The organism is Herbiconiux liukaitaii (assembly GCF_041927495.1).
GTDB classification, from domain to species: Bacteria; Actinomycetota; Actinomycetes; order Actinomycetales; family Microbacteriaceae; genus Herbiconiux; species Herbiconiux liukaitaii.
Genome location: NZ_JBHFHG010000004.1, coordinates 212,313 through 228,178 on the forward strand (window position 1 = coordinate 212,313; position 15,866 = coordinate 228,178).

A 15,866-nucleotide genomic window follows, 5' to 3' on the forward strand; every position below is an offset into this window, starting at 1 on the left:
GAGAAATGCGGGTCAGCGGGCGGGCGAGTGGCGGAAGGCCGGCTCGAGCTGGCGGAACAGGGCGGCGCAGGCGTGCTCGATCTCGGCGAGCACGGCGTCGAACATGGCGGCGTCGGAGTAGTAGGGATCGCGCACGTCGGAACGGCCGGCGGCCTCGGGGTCGAAGCCGAGCAGCAGGCGCACCTTCTGCCTGTCCTCCTCGGTGCGGGCCCAGGAGCGCAGCACCCGCTCGTGGCTGCGGTCGAGCGCGATCACGAGGTCGAGCGTGTCGAACCAGCTGGCGTCGAACTGGCGCGCGCGATGGCTGCTGCCGTCGTAGCCGCGCGCCTCGAGGGCCTCGACGGTGCGCGGATCCGCGTGCTCGCCCACGTGCCACTCGCCCGTGCCGGCGCTCGTCACCACCACGCGGGAGGAGAGGCCAGCCTTCTCGACCAGATCGCGCAGAACGATCTCGGCCATCGGTGAGCGGCAGATGTTGCCGGTGCAGACCATGCTGATGCGGAACGCCTCATCGAGGGGTTCGTCGAGGTCGCGGGGCATCTGCCCATTGTGGCACTCAGCGGCGTCGGCTGTCTCCTGCCAGCGGGCGCAGGATGGCGCCGATGATGGCCGAGAGGATGGCCAGCACGAGGGCACCGAGCACGGTCCACCAGAAGCCCTCGACGGTGAGGCCGAAGCCGAACCAGCCGGTGACCACCGAGACCAGCCAGAGCAGGAGCGCGTTCACGAAGAGCGAGATGAGGCCGAGCGTGAGGATGTAGAGGGGGAAGGCCACGACGCGGATGATCGAGCCGATGATGCCGTTGACGAGACCGAAGACGAAGGCCACGAAGAGGTAGGTGAGCACGGTCTCGAGGGTGCCGCCCTCGCCGAACGAGTCGATCTTGACCCCGGCGACGATGAGCGTGGTGAGCCACAGTGCGATCGCGTTGGCGACCAGGGAGACGAGGAATCTGCGCATGTGCACCACTATCCCAGAACGGATGGGCCGGTGGACATATATTCCGGAGGCGCTTTGACAGGCCGAACTAGGATGAAGCAATGACCACAGGCCCTGTGAAGCTGCGCCCCGAGATCCTGGCGCTGCCCGCCTACCGGCAGGGGCTCGCGGCCCCCAGCGGCTTCAAGCTCTCGTCGAACGAGAATCCGTTCGATCCGCTGCCCGGCGTGCTCGACGCCGTCGACGTGGCGAGTCGTCAGCTGCACCGCTATCCCAACGCGGCCGCACCCGAGATCACGGCCCGACTGGCCGCCGAGTGGGGCGTGGAGCCGGACGAGGTGATCGTGGCTGCGGGATCCGTGGCGCTGCTCATGCAGTTCACGATGGCGGCTGCGGGCCACGGCGACGAGGTCGTCTACTCCTGGCGATCCTTCGAGGTCTACCCGTGGATGACGGTGCTCCCCGGCGCCACCAAGGTGCCGGTGCCCAACACCGCCGACCACCGCCACGACCTCGACGCCATGGCGAACGCTGTGACCGACCGCACCCGCCTCGTGCTCGTCTGCAGCCCCAACAACCCCACCTCCGCCGCCGTCACGAAGGCCGAGTTCGAGGCGTTCATGGCGAAGGTGCCCGGCGACGTGCTCGTCATCCTCGATGAGGCCTACGCCGAGTTCGTGACCGATCCCGCCGCCGTCAACGGCCGGGCGCTCGTGCGCCGGTACCCCAACCTCGTGATCCTGCGCACCTTCTCGAAGGCCTACGGGCTCGCGGGCCTGCGCATCGGCTACGGCATCGGCTCCGCCGCCGTGCTCGCCGCCGCCCGCACCACGATCGTGCCCCTCAGCCTCACCGACCACGCCCAGGTCGCCGCCCTCGCCTCGCTCGACCGCGCCGACGAGCTGCGCGCCAGGGTGGCCGACATCGCCGCCCGCCGCGACGCCGTGTACGAGGCGCTGCTCGAGCAGGGCTGGTCCACCATCCCGCGCCCGCACGGCAACTTCGTGTGGTTCCCCACGGGTGAGCGCACCGAGGAGGCGCTCGAGATCTTCCGCCGCCACGGCATCGTGGCGCGCGCCTACCTGCCGGACGGCATCCGCCTCACCATCGGCGAAGCCGAATCGGTCGAGAACGTGCTGGCCGCCTCTGAAGAGATTGCGAGGGTCATCGGTTGACCGACTCCCCCACTGTGCACACCCCCACCGTGCAGTTCCTCACCCCGGAGGGCGAGTTCGCCCCCAGCGAGGGTGCCGAGGAGTACGCCTCGTACCTCGATCGCCTCGGCGAGACCGAGCTGCGCCGCTTCTACCGCGACATGGCGGTGGTGCGCCGCTTCGACCACGAGGGCACCAACCTGCAGCGCCAGGGCCAGATGGCGCTCTGGGTGCCGAGCCACGGCCAGGAGGGCGCCCAGGTGGGCTCCGCCTACGCGGCCAAGGCGCAGGACCACATCTTCCCCTCCTACCGCGAGCACGCGGTGGGGCTCGTGCGCGGCATCGACGTGCTCTCGATCGTGGAGATGCTGCGCGGCAACACGCACGGCGGCTGGGATCCGACCGATCCCTCGAACGGCAACTTCCACGGCTACTGCCTCGTGATCGGATCGCACTCCCTGCACGCCACCGGTTACGCGATGGGCATGCAGCGCGACGGCGTGGTCGGAACGGGCGACGAGACCGTCGACGCGGCCGTGCTCGCCTACTTCGGAGACGGCGCCACCTCGCAGGGCGACGTGAGCGAGGCCTTCGTGTTCTCGGCCTCCAACCAGTCGCCCAACGTCTTCTTCCTGCAGAACAACCACTGGGCCATCTCGGTGCCCGTGACCGTGCAGTCGCGCACCCCGCTCTACCTGCGCTCGCGCGGCTTCGGCATCCCGAGTGTGCAGATCGACGGCAACGACGTGCTCGCGAGCTACGCGGTGACCGCCAAGCACCTCGACGAGGCGCGCGCCGGCCACGGACCGCAGTTCATCGAGGCCCTCACCTACCGGGTGGGCGCCCACACCTCGTCCGACGACCCCTCGAAGTACCAGGACGACGCGCAGTACGCCCTGTGGGTGTCGCGCGATCCGATCATCCGCTTCGAGAAGTACCTGCGCTCGCTCGGCGAGGGCGACGCGTTCTTCGCCGAGGTGGCCGCCGAGGCGGAGGACTTCGCCGCCGACATCCGCCACCGCACCCTCGCCCTCACACCGCCCGACGCCTCGCTCATCTTCGACAACGTCTACTCGGAGCCGCATCCGGTGATCGCGGAGCAGAAGCAGTGGCTCGAGCGCTACGAGGCCTCGTTCGAGAAGGAGCAGTCATGAGCCAGGGCACCGAGACCGCCGTGGAGGAGCTGCCGCTCGCCAAGGCGCTGAACGCAGGACTCCGCAAGGCGCTCGCCGACGACCCCAAGGTGCTGCTCATGGGCGAGGACATCGGCCCGCTGGGCGGCGTCTTCCGTGTGACCGAGGGGCTGCAGGCCGAGTTCGGCAAGGATCGGGTGGTCGACACCCCGCTCGCCGAATCGGGCATCATCGGCACCGCCATCGGCCTCGCCCTGCGCGGCTACCGACCGGTGTGCGAGATCCAGTTCGACGGCTTCATCTGGCCGGGCTTCGACCAGATCACCTCGCAGCTCGCCAAGCTCACCAACCGCGGCGGCGGGGCGTTCTCGCTGCCCGTGGTCATCCGGGTGCCCTACGGCGGCCACATCGGCGCCGTGGAGCACCACCAGGAGAGCCCTGAGGCGTACTTCGCGCACACCCCGGGCCTCCGCTCGGTGAGCCCCTCGACGCCGAACGACGCCTACTGGATGATCCAGGAGGCGATCCGCTCGAACGACCCGGTGATCTTCTTCGAGCCGAAGAGCCGCTACTGGCCCAAGGGCCCCGTGGACTTCTCGGCCAGTGCGGCTCCCCTGCACGCGAGCCGCGTGGTGCGCACGGGCACCGACGTGACCCTCATCGGCCACGGCGCCATGGTGAGCGTGCTGCTGCAGGCCGCCGAGATCGCCCAGAGTGAGGGTGTGAGCGTGGAGGTCGTGGACCTGCGCTCGATCAGCCCGATCGACTACGGACCGATCCTCGACTCGGTCACGAAGACCGGCCGGCTCGTGGTGGCCCAGGAGGCCTCCGGCTTCGTGAGCGTGGGATCCGAGATCGCCGCCACCGTGGCCGAACGCGCCTTCTACAGCCTGCAGGCGCCCGTGCTGCGCGTCTCCGGCTTCGACACCCCTTTCCCGCCCGCCAAGCTCGAGACGCTCTTCCTGCCCGACGCCGACCGCGTCATGGAAGCCGTCGACCGGGCCATGGCCTACTAGGCCGCGAGGAGAATCGCATGAGCTCACAGTTCCACCTCCCGGATGTCGGCGAGGGACTCACCGAGGCGGAGATCGTCTCGTGGAAGGTCGCCCCCGGCGACACGATCGCCATCAACCAGGTGATCGTCGAGATCGAGACCGCCAAGTCGCTCGTGGAGCTGCCGTCTCCGTTCGCGGGCACCGTGGAGGGCCTGCTCGTGGAGGAGGGCACCACGGTCGACGTGGGCACCCCGATCATCTCGGTGGCCGCCACCGAAGGTGAGGAGGCCCCGCCGCCTGTTGCCGAGGTCGCCGCTTCCCCGGCCGCTGCTGCCCCCGCCCCCGCCACCGAGCTGCGGGCCACCGAGTCGCTCGCCGCGACCGCTCAGAGCACGGCCGCCGCCGAGACGCCCGCGCCGGCTCCGGCCGAGGCCTCCTCGGGCGCCGTGCTCGTGGGCTACGGCATCAAGGGGCACGTCTCGAGCCGCCGCACCGGCCGGTCGCGTCGCCCCGCCATCCCGGCGATCGGCGAATCCGCGGGGTCCACGGCGCCGACCGCGCGCCCGGCCCGCATCAACCAGCCGATCCCCGGCATCCCGGTCATCGCGAAGCCGCCCATCCGCAAGCTGGCCAAGGATCTCGACGTCGACCTCAACGAAGTGACGCCCACGGGCCTCATCGGCGACATCACGCGCGACGACGTCATCCGGCACGCCGAGCAGGCCAAGGTGTTCCACAACATCGAGACCCCGCAGTGGGCGCCGGTGCGCGAGGAGCGGATCCCCGTCAAGGGCATGCGCAAGCACATCGCGAAGGCCATGGTGGCGAGCGCCTTCACGGCCCCGCACGTCTCGGTGTTCGTCGACGTGGATGCCACGCGCACCATGGAGTACGTCAAGCGCCTCAAGACCTCCCCCGACTTCACGGGAGTGAAGGTCTCGCCCCTGCTGATCATGGCGAAGGCCATCATCTGGGCGGTGCGCCGCAACCCGATGGTCAACTCGGCGTTCACCGAGAAGGAGATCATCGTGCGCAACTACGTCAACCTCGGGATCGCCGCGGCGACGCCCCGCGGGCTGATCGTGCCGAACATCAAGGACGCTCACGACATGTCGATGCTCAAGCTCGCCGAGTCGCTCGAGCAGCTCACGCTCACCGCTCGCGAGGGTCGCACCTCGGCCGCCGACATGGCCGACGGCACCATCACCATCTCGAACATCGGTGTCTTCGGCATGGACACGGGCACCCCGATCCTCAACCCCGGCGAGGTCGCGATCATCGCGCTCGGCACCATCAAGCAGAAGCCCTGGGTGGTGGACGGCGAGGTGCGGGTGCGCTACGTCACCACCATCGGCGGCAGCTTCGACCACCGCGTGGTGGACGGCGACGTGGTGAGCCGGTTCGTGGCCGACGTGGCGTCGATCATCGAGGAGCCCGCACTGCTGCTCGACTGATCGCGACTGGACTGAGTGCGACCGGGCTGGGCGGTGGGCTCTGTCAGCCGGCCGCGGGTGTCGGCGGCAGCGAGAGGTCGACGCGGCGGAGCTCCACGAGCCGCAGCCCGTTCTGGTCCCAGTAGCAGGTCTGCAGCAGCAGGTCGGCGGTGAGGCCCGCGGTGGCCGCGGCCGGGTCGTCGCCCGCGTGGGCATCCCTGCTGCCGGTGACCTGGTAGTCGCCGTCGAGCTCGGTGCCCCGGATCGACACGAGGTCGCCGTCTTCGAGCTCGAGCACGACCTCGCCCTCGCAGTAGGTGTGGGCGCCCACGATCGGGGCCACGGCGCCGATGTCCATGCGCACCCACTGGCACTCGTCGAGCTCGGCCTGGTGCCCGCGGGCTGTGACCGCGATGGATTCGTGCAGCTGCGGCCGCGGTTCCACCACCGTCTCGGTGGTGACCTCGGGAGCGGGACTCGGCGGAGGCACCGGCACCGGGGACTCCCCCGCGGTCGCCCCGGCAGCGGAACCCGCCGCGGGAGCCCCGGCCAGCGACACACCGGAGGCCGACGCGGCCGACGTGGGCACGGGGCGGGTGGCGATGCCCCAGGTGGCCCCCGCCACGACGGCGACGGCGACGAGCACGAGGGCGATGCGGCCCGGGAGGACCGCTCGGCGTCGTGCACGGTGGTACTCGGCGAAATCCGGATGCACGGCTGCATCGTAGTCAGCCGCCGTGTCCATCCGGGGTCCATTTGGTATTGAAAATGATTATCAATACACTCAAGGGGTGAAGAAGACACTCCTCCTCCCCGTGCTCCTGTCGGCCTCCGCTCTCGCGCTCGCGGGATGCGCCTCCTCGGGAGGGGCCGCCGCCGGTGACGACGGCGCTCCCGAGCAGCTCTCGGTGGTGGCGACGACCACCCAGGTGGCCGACTTCACCCGCCAGGTGGCGGGTGATGCGGCCTCGGTGACGCAGCTCATCCAGCCCAACCAGAGCGCTCACACCTACGACCCGTCGGCAGCCGACCTCGCCGCTCTCGGTTCGGCCGACGTGCTCGTGATCAACGGCGCGGGGCTCGAGGAGTGGCTCGACGACGCCATCACCGCCTCGGGCTTCTCGGGCACCACGATCGACGCCTCCACGGGCATCGAGCTGTCGGACGAGGCTGCCGGCGACGAGCACGCCGAGGACGATCACGCCGAGGACGAGCACGCCGACGAGCCCGCGGGCGAAGAGCACGCGGAGGACGAGCACGCCCACGAGGGCGGCAACCCGCACATCTGGACCGACCCGAAGCGCGCCCAGCAGATGGTCCAGAACATCGAGACCGGTCTCGTGGAGGCCGATGCCGCCGCCTCCACCGACTTCGAGACCAACGCCACCGCCTACGAGGCGAAGCTCGGTGAGCTCGACGACTGGATCCGCAGCAACGTCGACCAGGTGCCCGCCGCCGACCGCCTGCTGGTCTCGAACCACGACGCCTTCACCTACTTCGTGGACGCCTACGGCATCACCTACGTCGGATCCGTGATCCCGAGCTTCGACGACAACGCCGAACCGAGCGCGGCCGAGATCGACGAGCTCGTGGCCAAGATCAAGGAGACAGGTGTGAAAGCCGTGTTCTCCGAGGCCTCCATCTCGCCGAAGGCCGCCGACACCATCGCCGCCGAGGCGGGGGTCACGGTCTACTCGGGCGACGAGGCGCTCTACGGCGACTCGCTCGGGCCGGAGGGCAGCGACGGAGCCACCTACCTCACCTCGCAGATCCACAACGCCACCGTGATCGTCGAATCCTGGGGCGCCACCCCCAGCGCGGTGCCCGCCGACCTGGAAGACTGACCGGATGACAGAACGCGCCGCCGCAGCGACCCCGCCCGCGTCCGCCCCCGCTCTGCGGGTGGCGGGCGCGGCGTTCGCGTACGGCGCGCAGACGGTGCTCGAGGGCATCTCGATCGAGGTGGCCCCCGGCGAGGCCGTGGCGCTCATCGGCCCCAACGGTGCGGGCAAGTCCACGCTCCTGAAGGGCATCCTCGGCCTCGTGCCGCTCGTGGCGGGCTCCATCGAGGTGGCAGGGCAGCGCCCCGGCCAGCGCTCCGCCGAGGCGATCGGCTACATGCCGCAGCACGACGACCTCGATCCGCAGTTCCCCGTGACCCTCGAGCAGGTCGTCATGATGGGTCGCTACCGGTCGCTCGGCTGGTTCCGGCTGCCGCGTGCCGCCGACCGCGCCGCCGTGGCGCGCGCCATCGCCTCCGTGGGGCTCACCGACCGGGCCAAGCGCCGGTTCGGCGACCTCTCCGGCGGTCAGCAGCAGCGCGGCATCCTCGCCCGATCGATCGTCTCCCGGCCCGGCCTCCTGCTGCTCGACGAGCCCTTCAACGGTCTCGACCAGACCAACCGCACGGCCCTCGTGGCCACCCTCGCCGAGCTCAAGCGCGAGGGAGTGGCGGTGCTCGTCTCCACCCACGACGTCGACCTCGCCCGCCAGGTCTGCGACCGCGTGCTGCTGCTCGACGGGCGCCAGGTGGCCTACGGCGAGCGGGAGGACGTGCTCTCGCTCTACACGCCCACCCCGCCCCGGACCTGCTGACGGTGGACCCCGCCGCCTTCCTCCTCGACCCCTTCGCCCTGCCCTTCATGGCGAAGGCGCTCGGCGTGCTGCTCGCGCTCGCCGTGGTGGCCGGCGTCATCGGCGTGCTCGTGAACCTCAGGGCGCTCGAGTTCGTGAGCGACGGCCTCGTGCACGCCGTGTTCCCCGGGCTCGTGATCGGTTTCGTGGTGGCGGGGCGCGAGGGCCTCTACGTCGGGGCCGTGATCGCGGCGGTCGTGGCCGCGATCGTGCTCACGCTCGTGAGCAGGCGGGCGGGATCCTCGGATGCGCCGACCGCGATCGTGCTCACCGGCATGTTCTCGATCGGCATCATCGTGGTCTCCACCCAGAGCGACTACGTGGGCCAGCTCGACCAGCTGCTGTTCGGCCGACTGCTCACGGTGACGGATGCCGACCTCGTGCAGACCGTCGTGGTCTGCGCGATCGCCCTCGTGCTCGTGCTCGTGACCTTCAGGGGCCAGCTGTTCAGGGCCTTCGACGTCGACGGCGCCGCGGCGGCGGGCTACCGCGTGCTCGCGCTCGACCTCACGCTCAACGTGGCCATCGCGCTCGTGGTGGTGGCCGCCTCGAACGCGGTGGGCAACCTGCTCGTGCTCGCGGTGCTCATCGTCCCGGGGGCGGTCGGTCGCCTCATCGCGGGGCGGATCGGGCTCATCGTGGCGCTCGCCGCCGCCTTCGCCGCCCTCTCGGGGTGGATCGGGCTCTCGGTGGCCTTCGCCCTCTCGGTGGGTGCGGGAATCCCGGCCCCGAGCGGCGCCACGGTCGTGCTCGTGGTGGTGGCGGGCTACCTCGTGGTGCTCGTCGCCCGGGTGCTCGTGGATGCCACGCGCCGGATGCGGGCGGTGAGCTGATGGGGTACTACGAGCGCGCCCTCCTCATCGCGATCCTGCTCGGCGTGGTCTGCGGCCTCGTGGGCACCGTGGTGGTGCTGCGCCGCCGGGCCTTCTTCACCCAGGCGCTCACGCACGCCACCTTCCCCGGAGCGGTGCTGGCGGCGGCGCTCGGTGTGAACGTCATGATCGGGGCCTTCGCCTCGAGCGTGCTGCTCATCGCGGCGATGACCCTCCTGGGCCGGGTCGCCCGGCAGGGCGCCCAGGTGGCCTCGGGGGTCGTGCTCACCACGGGATTCGCGCTGGGGGTGTTCCTGCAGGCCTTCTTCCCGCAGCTGCCCATCCACGTCGACAGCTACCTCATCGGCTCGATCCTCAACGCCACCGACAGCGACCTCGCGGCCACGGCCGTGGTGCTCGGCGTCTCGCTCCTGGCGCTGCTCCTCACGGGCAAGGAGATCCTCTTCTCCACGCTCGATCCGCTCGGCTTCCGGGCCGCGGGGTACCGGGAGTGGGTGATCGAGGCCATCACGCTCACCCTCGTGGTGATCACGGTCGTGACGGCCATGCCCGCCGTCGGAGCCATCCTCGCCCTCGCGCTCATCGCCGCCCCCGCGGCCGCCGCGCGCCTGCTCGCCCGCTCCACGACGCAGATCTTCGTGCTGGCCCCCGTGATCGGCGCGCTCTCGGGAGTCATCGGGGTCGTCGCCTCCCGCGGTCTCGGCATCGCCGCCGGCGCCGCCATTTCGCTCACGGCGGCGCTCTTCTTCGTGCTCGCCCTGGGGGTCTCACGGCTGCGCACGTTACGGTGGAAGGGCAGGACGATGACGGAAGAGGCGGCGCGGACGTGAAGCGGAACACCTGGCAGCGGGAGGCCGTGCGCTCGGCCCTCGGCACGCAGATGGGCTTCGTGAGCGCGCAGGGGCTGCACTCCTCGCTCAAGAACTCGGGCTCCCACATCGGCCTCGCCACGGTCTACCGCGCTCTCGCCGATCTGGCGCAGGAGGGCGAGGCGGATTCGCTGCAGTCGCCGGAGGGCGAGTCGCTCTACCGCGCGTGCTCGCTCGAGCACCACCACCACCTGATCTGCCGCAGCTGCGGCCTCACGGTCGAGATCGAGGCCGACGAGGTGGAGGAGTGGGCCCGCCGCACCGCCCAGCTGCACGGCTTCAGCCGCCCCGAGCACGTGGTCGACATCTTCGGGTTCTGCTCGGCCTGCGTGGCCCCGCCCGCCGGCGACGCGCACTGAAGCGACGTGCACTGAGCCGAGTTGCCGTGAGGCCCCTGGTCGTCTAGGGTTGTCAGGTTGGGTGGAATCCTCCGCCCATTGTGCGCGCGCCGACTTGGCGGGCGTGCCGACAAGTCATCTTGGGTGAAGCACTCGCTTCACGGTAACCAAATGGAGGAAACAATGGCAGCAGTGTGCCAGGTGACTGGAGCCGTTCCCGGCTTCGGTCACAACATCTCGCACTCGCACCGGCGCACCAAGCGCCGCTTCGACCCCAACGTGCAGAAGAAGACGTACTACGTGCCGTCGCTCCGCCGTAACGTGACCCTGACGCTCAGCGCCAAGGGCATCAAGGTCATCGACGTCCGCGGCATCGAGTCCGTCGTCAAGGACATCCAGTCTCGGGGGATCAAGCTCTAATGGCCAAGCAGCAGGACGTCCGTCCCATCATCAAGCTCCGTTCGACGGCAGGCACCGGTTACACCTACGTGACCAAGAAGAACCGTCGCAACGACCCCGACCGTCTCGTGCTCAAGAAGTACGACCCCGTCATCCGCAAGCACGTCGACTTCCGAGAGGAGCGGTAACCACATGGCCAAGAAGAGCAAGATCGCCCGCAACGAGCAGCGCAAGGTGATCGTGGACCGCTACGCGGCCAAGCGCCTCGAGCTGAAGAAGGCTCTCGTGAGCCCCACGTCGACCGACGAGGAGCGCGAAGCCGCTCGCCTCGGTCTGCAGAAGCTCCCCCGCAACGCGTCGCCGATCCGTGTTCGCAGCCGCGACGCCGTCGACGGCCGCCCCCGCGGTGTCCTCACCAAGTTCGGTATCAGCCGTGTGCGCTTCCGCGACATGGCTCACCGGGGCGAATTGCCGGGCATTACGAAGTCCAGCTGGTAAATTACCCCCGGTCGAACAGACCAACCGAACTGGCCCGCGAGGCCGGGTCCGTTCCTAGTAAACAGCTACATCTGTAGCGAAGAGGTCCGAGGAGGACACCTTAATGGCTGACAAGTCACTCAACAAGACCGAGCTCGTCGCAGCCGTCGCAGCCGCTTCCGGCCAGACGCAGGCTTCCGTCAACGAGGTGCTCGACGCTCTCTTCTCGACGCTGGCCGACTCGGTCGCCTCCGGCACCAAGGTCACCATCCCGGGCTGGCTCGCCGTCGAGCGCACCTCGCGTGCCGCTCGCACCGGCCGCAACCCGCAGACGGGCGCCACCATCGAGATCCCCGCCGGTCACTCGGTCAAGATCTCGGCCGGCTCCAAGCTGAAGGCTGCCGCCAAGTAGTCAGTAGTCCTCACCGGCCCTTCGGGTCGGCACACCTCGAAGGCGTCGACCACGGTCGGCGCCTTCGTCGTTTCCGCGCACAGAGACAGAACGCCCAGATGCGCCGCGTACAGTAGTCAGGTGCTGAGAGTCGTGCGTGTCGCAGGCCCGGCCACGCTCGTCGTGGTCGCGTTCGCCGCACTCCTCGTGGGGCTCGCGATCGGCGGCGGGGCCGCTCCCCAGCTGCTCGAGGATCCGGGATCCGTGGTGCGCTACGGCCTGCCCATGGCCAAGCTGCTCGTGAACATCTCGGCGGCCGGCATGATCGGCGCCCTCGGCCTCGCGCTGTTCGCCATCCCGCCCGCGAGCCCGTCGTTCTCGCGTGCGCTCGACGTGGGAGCCGGATCCGCCGCGCTCTTCACCGTGGCCTCCGCCCTCACGGGCTTCTTCAGCTACCTGAGCGTGACCGCGCGGGCGCTGAGCTTCGACGACGCGTTCAGCCAGGGCCTCGGCCAGTTCCTCACCCAGATCGAGCTCGGGCAGGCCTGGCTCGCCACCACGCTCATCGGCGCGGTCATCACGGTGCTGTGCTTCGCCGTGCGCAACCTCACCGCGCTGCTCTTCGTAGGGGCCCTCGCCGTGGTGGCGCTCATCCCCATGGCCCAGCAGGGCCACGCCGCCGGCACCGACGGGCACGACGCGGCCGTGGCGGCCCTCGGCCTGCACCTCGTCTTCGCCGCCGCCTGGCTCGGCGGTCTGCTCGTGATCGCGCTGCTGAGCCGCGGCCTCGACACCCCTCGCCTCGTCGCGGTGGTGAGCCGCTACTCCTCGGTCGCGCTCGTGTGCTTCGTGGTGGTCGCCGCCTCGGGCTACGTGAGCGCCGAGCTGCGGATCGGCTCGCTCGACCGGCTGCTCACCCCCTACGGCCTGCTCGTCCTCGTGAAGGTCGGCTCGCTCATCGCGCTCGGCCTCATCGGCGCCGTGCACCGCCGCTTCGTGATCCGCAAGCTCGAGGGCACGGGCCGCCGCCGTCACCTCTGGTGGCTTGTGGTGGCCGAACTGGGCTTCATGGGCATCGCCACGGGCTTCGGCGCGGCCCTCGCCCGCACGGCCACCCCCATTCCCGAGACGGTGCCGCCCGAGCAGACGGCCGCGCAGATCCTCACGGGCGAGCCCCTTCCCCCCGAGCTCTCGGCCTCGACCTTCCTCGCCCAATGGAACTTCGACCTCATCTGGATCCTCGTCTGCGCCTTCGGGATCGTGTTCTACCTGGCCGGCGTCATCCGCTTGCACCGCAGGGGCGACCGCTGGCCGTGGTACCGCTCGGTGCTCTGGATCGCCGGACTGCTGCTGCTCTTCTACGTGACCAACGGCGGGCTCAACGTCTACGAGAAGTACCTCTTCAGCGTGCACATGTTCGGGCACATGACGCTGAGCATGGCCATCCCCGTGCTGCTCGTGCTCTCGGGCCCCGTGACACTCGCCCTGCGCGCCATCAAGAAGCGCGACGACGGCACCCGCGGGTTCCGGGAGTGGATCCTCCTCGGTGTGCACTCCAAGTTCGCCTCGGTGGTGGCCAATCCCATCGTGGCGGGTGTGCTCTTCGCCACGAGCCTCGTGGCGTTCTACTACACGCCGCTCTTCCGCTGGTCGATGGAGAACCACATCGGGCACGAGTGGATGATCGTGCACTTCCTCATCGTGGGCTACCTCTTCGTGCAGGCGCTCATCGGCATCGACCCGGTGCCGTACAAGCTGCCCTACCCCTTCAAGCTCGTGCTGCTGCTCGCCACGATGGCGTTCCACGCGTTCTTCGGGCTCGCGCTCATCGAGGGCAACGGACTGCTGCTGGCCGACTGGTACGGCGCCACGGGTCGCGACTGGGGGCAGAGCGCGCTCGACGACCAGCGCACGGGCGGCGGCATCGCCTGGAGCATCGGCGAGGTGCCGACGTTCATCATCGCGCTCATCGTGGCGGTGCAGTGGTCTCGCAACGACAAGAAGGAGACCAGGCGGCTCGACCGCAAGGCCGACCGCACGAACGACGCCGAGCTCGGCGAGTACAACGCCATGCTCGAGAAGCTGTCGCAGAACGGCGGCCGGAGGTGAGCGGCGACCAACCCGCTGCGGATCGGCCCGGTGTCGATCCGCACTGCCCGGTCTGCGGCTCGCTCGTGTTCCCCGAGACGCTCAGGTGTCCGAGCTGCTCGACCGACCTCGCCTTCGATCCGGCCTCCGGCTCGTTCGTGGCGCTCGACGCCGCCGCCGGTCACCACCCGTGCGTCAATCGCGACTCGCGCTGCTCGTGGCTGGCCGACGGCGACCAGCCGGGAACCCCGTGCCTGAGCTGCCGACTCACCCGCCGGCGGCCCGCCGACGACGACGCGGCGGCGCTGCGGAGGCTCGCGAAGGTCGCCGCCGACAAACGCCGACTGCTCGTGCAGCTCATCGATCTCGGGCTGCCGATCGAGCCGCACTACGTGAAGAAGGGCGGCCTCGCCTTCGACCTCGTGTCGAGCGTAGGCGGTCCCCCCGTCACCATCGGGCACTCGCGCGGCGTCATCACGATCGATCTCGCCGAGTCGCTCGACGTGCACCGCGAGACCCTGCGTGTGCGGTTCGGCGAGCCGTACCGCACCATGCTCGGGCACTTCCGGCACGAGATCGGCCACTACTACCAGAGGATGCTGCTCGACGAACCGGGGGCGGCCCCCGGCACGGGCGAGCTCTGGGAGGAGTGCAGGAGGCTCTTCGGAGACGAGCGCGCGAGCTACCGTGCCGCACGCGAGAGGCACTACCGCGAGGGCGCCCCCGAGGGGCGGATCGCGCACTACATCTCGGACTACGCCACGATGCACCCGTGGGAGGACTTCGCCGAGACCTTCGCGCACTACCTGCACATCACGGGCACCCTCTCCACGGCCGCGTACTCCGGCGTGGTGCTGCAGGCCGAGCGGATCGCGGGTTTCGAGCACGGTGACGTGGTGCCGAGGGCGTCGTACTCGGGCGCCGACTTCGACGAGGTGCTCGCCGACTGGCGCTGGCTCTCGCTCATGTTCAACCGGGTGAACCGGTCGATGGGGCTCCGGGATCTGTATCCGTTCGGCATCGTGCCTCCCGTGGCGGAGAAGCTCGCCTTCGTGCACCGCCTCGTGGTCGGTCGGGCGCGCCAGGCCGCCGGCGAAGCGCTGCGAGACGACCGCTAGCCGCGGCTCCCGAAGACCACTGCGCCCTCGGCGTCGATCGTGAGCGAGAAGGTGGAGTCGAAGGGCACCACCTGGTCGAGGGTCGTGACCGTGCCGTCGAAGAGCGAGCGGATGTCGACCCGCACGCGGGCGGACCCGGTGGAGTTCGGCACGATCCAGCTCTCCTGCCCGGCCAGGATGGTCAGCACCGGGTAGCTCTCGATCGACCACGACGGCTCGGAGGCGATGCGGTCGTTCACATCGAGCCCGAACGGGCAGCCGGGCGGGTAGAGCAGCGGCTGGTCGGCGCAGTCGTCGAGGAACTGGTCGACGGTCTTCTGCACGGTCTCGAGGAAGAGGGTCGTGGGCTGCACGTCGACGATGGCGCTGACGCTCGACGAGGGCGTGGTGGCGGTGAGCCGCGTGGGCACGGCGCCGAGGTAGGTCGACCGGTGCGAGAGCATCGTGAGGCTCGGCACGAGCACCTCGAACTCGCCGCTCGCGCGGAAGTCGCCCGGCGCACCGATCTCGACCTGCGCGGTGCCCGCCGTGATGTCGGCGGCGTGCGACACCGTGATGCCGGCATGGGCGGTGGGCGACCGCGAGAACTCCCACTGGGGGAAGAACAGCCAGCTCGTGCCGGTCTGCACCACGTCGAACTCGGTCTGACCGGGCACGGCGACGGCGGTGTCGCCGGATCCGGCACCGAGGTCGTAGGAGTAGACGATGCGGTGGCGCCCGGGCAGGATCTCGGTGTCGCTCACCTCGTCGATGGCGTCGAGCCGGCTGAGCGCATCCGCATCCACGAGCGAGGCCTCACCCGTTCCCGGGGCGTCGTCGGTGCCGAGATCCACGCCCGGCGTGGCCAGAGCCGCATCCACGTCGTGGTCGGAGAGCGCCTCGAGGTACATGCGCACGAAGGCGGAGGCGCTGTAGACCTCTCGATTGAGGATGCCGATGGCGGCGAAGAGGGCGGCGACCGTGAGCAGCAGCAGCCCTGTGTAGATCACGATCGACCGGTGCAGCGCGGTGCGCGTCTCCACATCGGCCGGATCCATGTGCACAGTTTAGGCGGGGCCCGGATT

At 69.9% G+C, this 15,866-nt stretch carries 19 protein-coding genes; 15 read left to right on the forward strand and 4 right to left on the reverse strand.

Features of this window, described 5'->3' with window-relative positions; genetic code table 11:
• Positions 1–12: 12 nt before the first annotated feature.
• Positions 13–540: a low molecular weight protein-tyrosine-phosphatase gene (locus ACEXQC_RS08665; RefSeq protein ID WP_374820484.1), complete on the reverse strand. Its 528-nt coding sequence runs from the start codon at positions 538–540 to the stop codon at positions 13–15.
• Positions 541–556: 16 nt separating this feature from the next.
• Positions 557–961: a phage holin family protein gene (locus tag ACEXQC_RS08670; RefSeq protein ID WP_374820486.1), complete on the reverse strand. Its 405-nt coding sequence runs from the start codon at positions 959–961 to the stop codon at positions 557–559.
• 80 nt (positions 962–1,041) lie between these two features.
• Here ACEXQC_RS08670 and ACEXQC_RS08675 point away from each other — a divergent pair, with 80 nt between their 5' ends.
• Genes ACEXQC_RS08675 through ACEXQC_RS08690 form a run of 4 tightly spaced genes read left to right on the forward strand, consistent with a single transcriptional unit; the run spans position 1,042 to position 5,676 of the window.
• Positions 1,042–2,115: a histidinol-phosphate transaminase gene (locus tag ACEXQC_RS08675; RefSeq protein WP_374820488.1), complete on the forward strand. Its 1,074-nt coding sequence runs from the start codon at positions 1,042–1,044 to the stop codon at positions 2,113–2,115.
• A complete protein-coding gene (locus ACEXQC_RS08680; RefSeq protein WP_374820489.1) occupies positions 2,112–3,248 on the forward strand; it encodes a thiamine pyrophosphate-dependent enzyme in 1,137 nt (378 codons plus the stop codon). The genes ACEXQC_RS08675 and ACEXQC_RS08680 overlap by 4 nt, the downstream gene beginning before the upstream one ends.
• Entirely contained in the window at positions 3,245–4,243 is a 999-nt protein-coding gene (locus ACEXQC_RS08685; protein WP_374820491.1) for an alpha-ketoacid dehydrogenase subunit beta, read from the forward strand. Before ACEXQC_RS08680 ends, ACEXQC_RS08685 begins: the two co-directional genes overlap by 4 nt.
• Positions 4,244–4,260: 17 nt before the next feature.
• Positions 4,261–5,676, forward strand: a complete 1,416-nt coding sequence (locus ACEXQC_RS08690; protein WP_374820493.1) for a dihydrolipoamide acetyltransferase family protein — start codon at positions 4,261–4,263, stop codon at positions 5,674–5,676.
• Positions 5,677–5,719: 43 nt separating this feature from the next.
• Here ACEXQC_RS08690 and ACEXQC_RS08695 read toward each other — a convergent pair whose 3' ends face one another.
• Positions 5,720–6,370, reverse strand: coding sequence for a hypothetical protein (locus ACEXQC_RS08695; RefSeq protein WP_374820495.1), 651 nt, complete (start codon positions 6,368–6,370; stop codon positions 5,720–5,722).
• A gap of 76 nt (positions 6,371–6,446) precedes the next feature.
• Between ACEXQC_RS08695 and ACEXQC_RS08700 the strand changes: the two genes are divergently transcribed.
• From ACEXQC_RS08700 to ACEXQC_RS08750, 11 genes are all read left to right on the forward strand, one after another.
• Entirely contained in the window at positions 6,447–7,499 is a 1,053-nt protein-coding gene (locus ACEXQC_RS08700) for a metal ABC transporter substrate-binding protein (RefSeq protein ID WP_374820497.1), read from the forward strand.
• A gap of 4 nt (positions 7,500–7,503) precedes the next feature.
• Positions 7,504–8,250, forward strand: a complete 747-nt coding sequence (locus tag ACEXQC_RS08705; protein ID WP_374820498.1) for a metal ABC transporter ATP-binding protein — start codon at positions 7,504–7,506, stop codon at positions 8,248–8,250.
• A gap of 2 nt (positions 8,251–8,252) precedes the next feature.
• A complete protein-coding gene (locus ACEXQC_RS08710) occupies positions 8,253–9,122 on the forward strand; it encodes a metal ABC transporter permease (RefSeq protein WP_374820500.1) in 870 nt (289 codons plus the stop codon).
• Complete coding sequence (locus ACEXQC_RS08715) at positions 9,122–9,952, forward strand: metal ABC transporter permease (protein ID WP_374820502.1); 831 nt, start codon at positions 9,122–9,124, stop codon at positions 9,950–9,952. The genes ACEXQC_RS08710 and ACEXQC_RS08715 overlap by 1 nt, the downstream gene beginning before the upstream one ends.
• The gene (locus ACEXQC_RS08720) at positions 9,949–10,350 is read left to right on the forward strand and encodes a Fur family transcriptional regulator (protein WP_374820504.1); all 402 of its coding nucleotides are present in this window, start codon (positions 9,949–9,951) and stop codon (positions 10,348–10,350) included. The genes ACEXQC_RS08715 and ACEXQC_RS08720 overlap by 4 nt, the downstream gene beginning before the upstream one ends.
• Positions 10,351–10,512: 162 nt before the next feature.
• Positions 10,513–10,749, forward strand: coding sequence for a 50S ribosomal protein L28 (rpmB, locus tag ACEXQC_RS08725; RefSeq protein WP_374820506.1), 237 nt, complete (start codon positions 10,513–10,515; stop codon positions 10,747–10,749).
• Positions 10,749–10,916: a 50S ribosomal protein L33 gene (gene rpmG, locus ACEXQC_RS08730; RefSeq protein WP_022897487.1), complete on the forward strand. Its 168-nt coding sequence runs from the start codon at positions 10,749–10,751 to the stop codon at positions 10,914–10,916. The genes rpmB and rpmG overlap by 1 nt, the downstream gene beginning before the upstream one ends.
• Before the next feature lie 4 nt (positions 10,917–10,920).
• Entirely contained in the window at positions 10,921–11,226 is a 306-nt protein-coding gene (gene rpsN, locus ACEXQC_RS08735) for a 30S ribosomal protein S14 (protein WP_022897486.1), read from the forward strand.
• A 103-nt stretch (positions 11,227–11,329) separates the two neighbouring features.
• Complete coding sequence (locus ACEXQC_RS08740; protein WP_022897485.1) at positions 11,330–11,617, forward strand: HU family DNA-binding protein; 288 nt, start codon at positions 11,330–11,332, stop codon at positions 11,615–11,617.
• Between the two features lie 120 nt (positions 11,618–11,737).
• On the forward strand, positions 11,738–13,705 hold the full coding sequence (locus tag ACEXQC_RS08745) for a bifunctional copper resistance protein CopD/cytochrome c oxidase assembly protein (protein ID WP_374820510.1): 1,968 nt from the start codon (positions 11,738–11,740) through the stop codon (positions 13,703–13,705).
• On the forward strand, positions 13,702–14,802 hold the full coding sequence (locus ACEXQC_RS08750) for a zinc-binding metallopeptidase family protein (protein WP_374820512.1): 1,101 nt from the start codon (positions 13,702–13,704) through the stop codon (positions 14,800–14,802). Before ACEXQC_RS08745 ends, ACEXQC_RS08750 begins: the two co-directional genes overlap by 4 nt.
• Here the strand turns inward: ACEXQC_RS08750 and ACEXQC_RS08755 are convergent.
• Positions 14,799–15,839 carry a hypothetical protein gene (locus ACEXQC_RS08755; protein ID WP_374820514.1) on the reverse strand — a complete coding sequence of 347 codons (1,041 nt, stop codon included), beginning with the start codon at positions 15,837–15,839 and terminating at the stop codon, positions 14,799–14,801. The genes ACEXQC_RS08750 and ACEXQC_RS08755 overlap by 4 nt on opposite strands.
• Positions 15,840–15,866 lie beyond the last annotated feature (27 nt).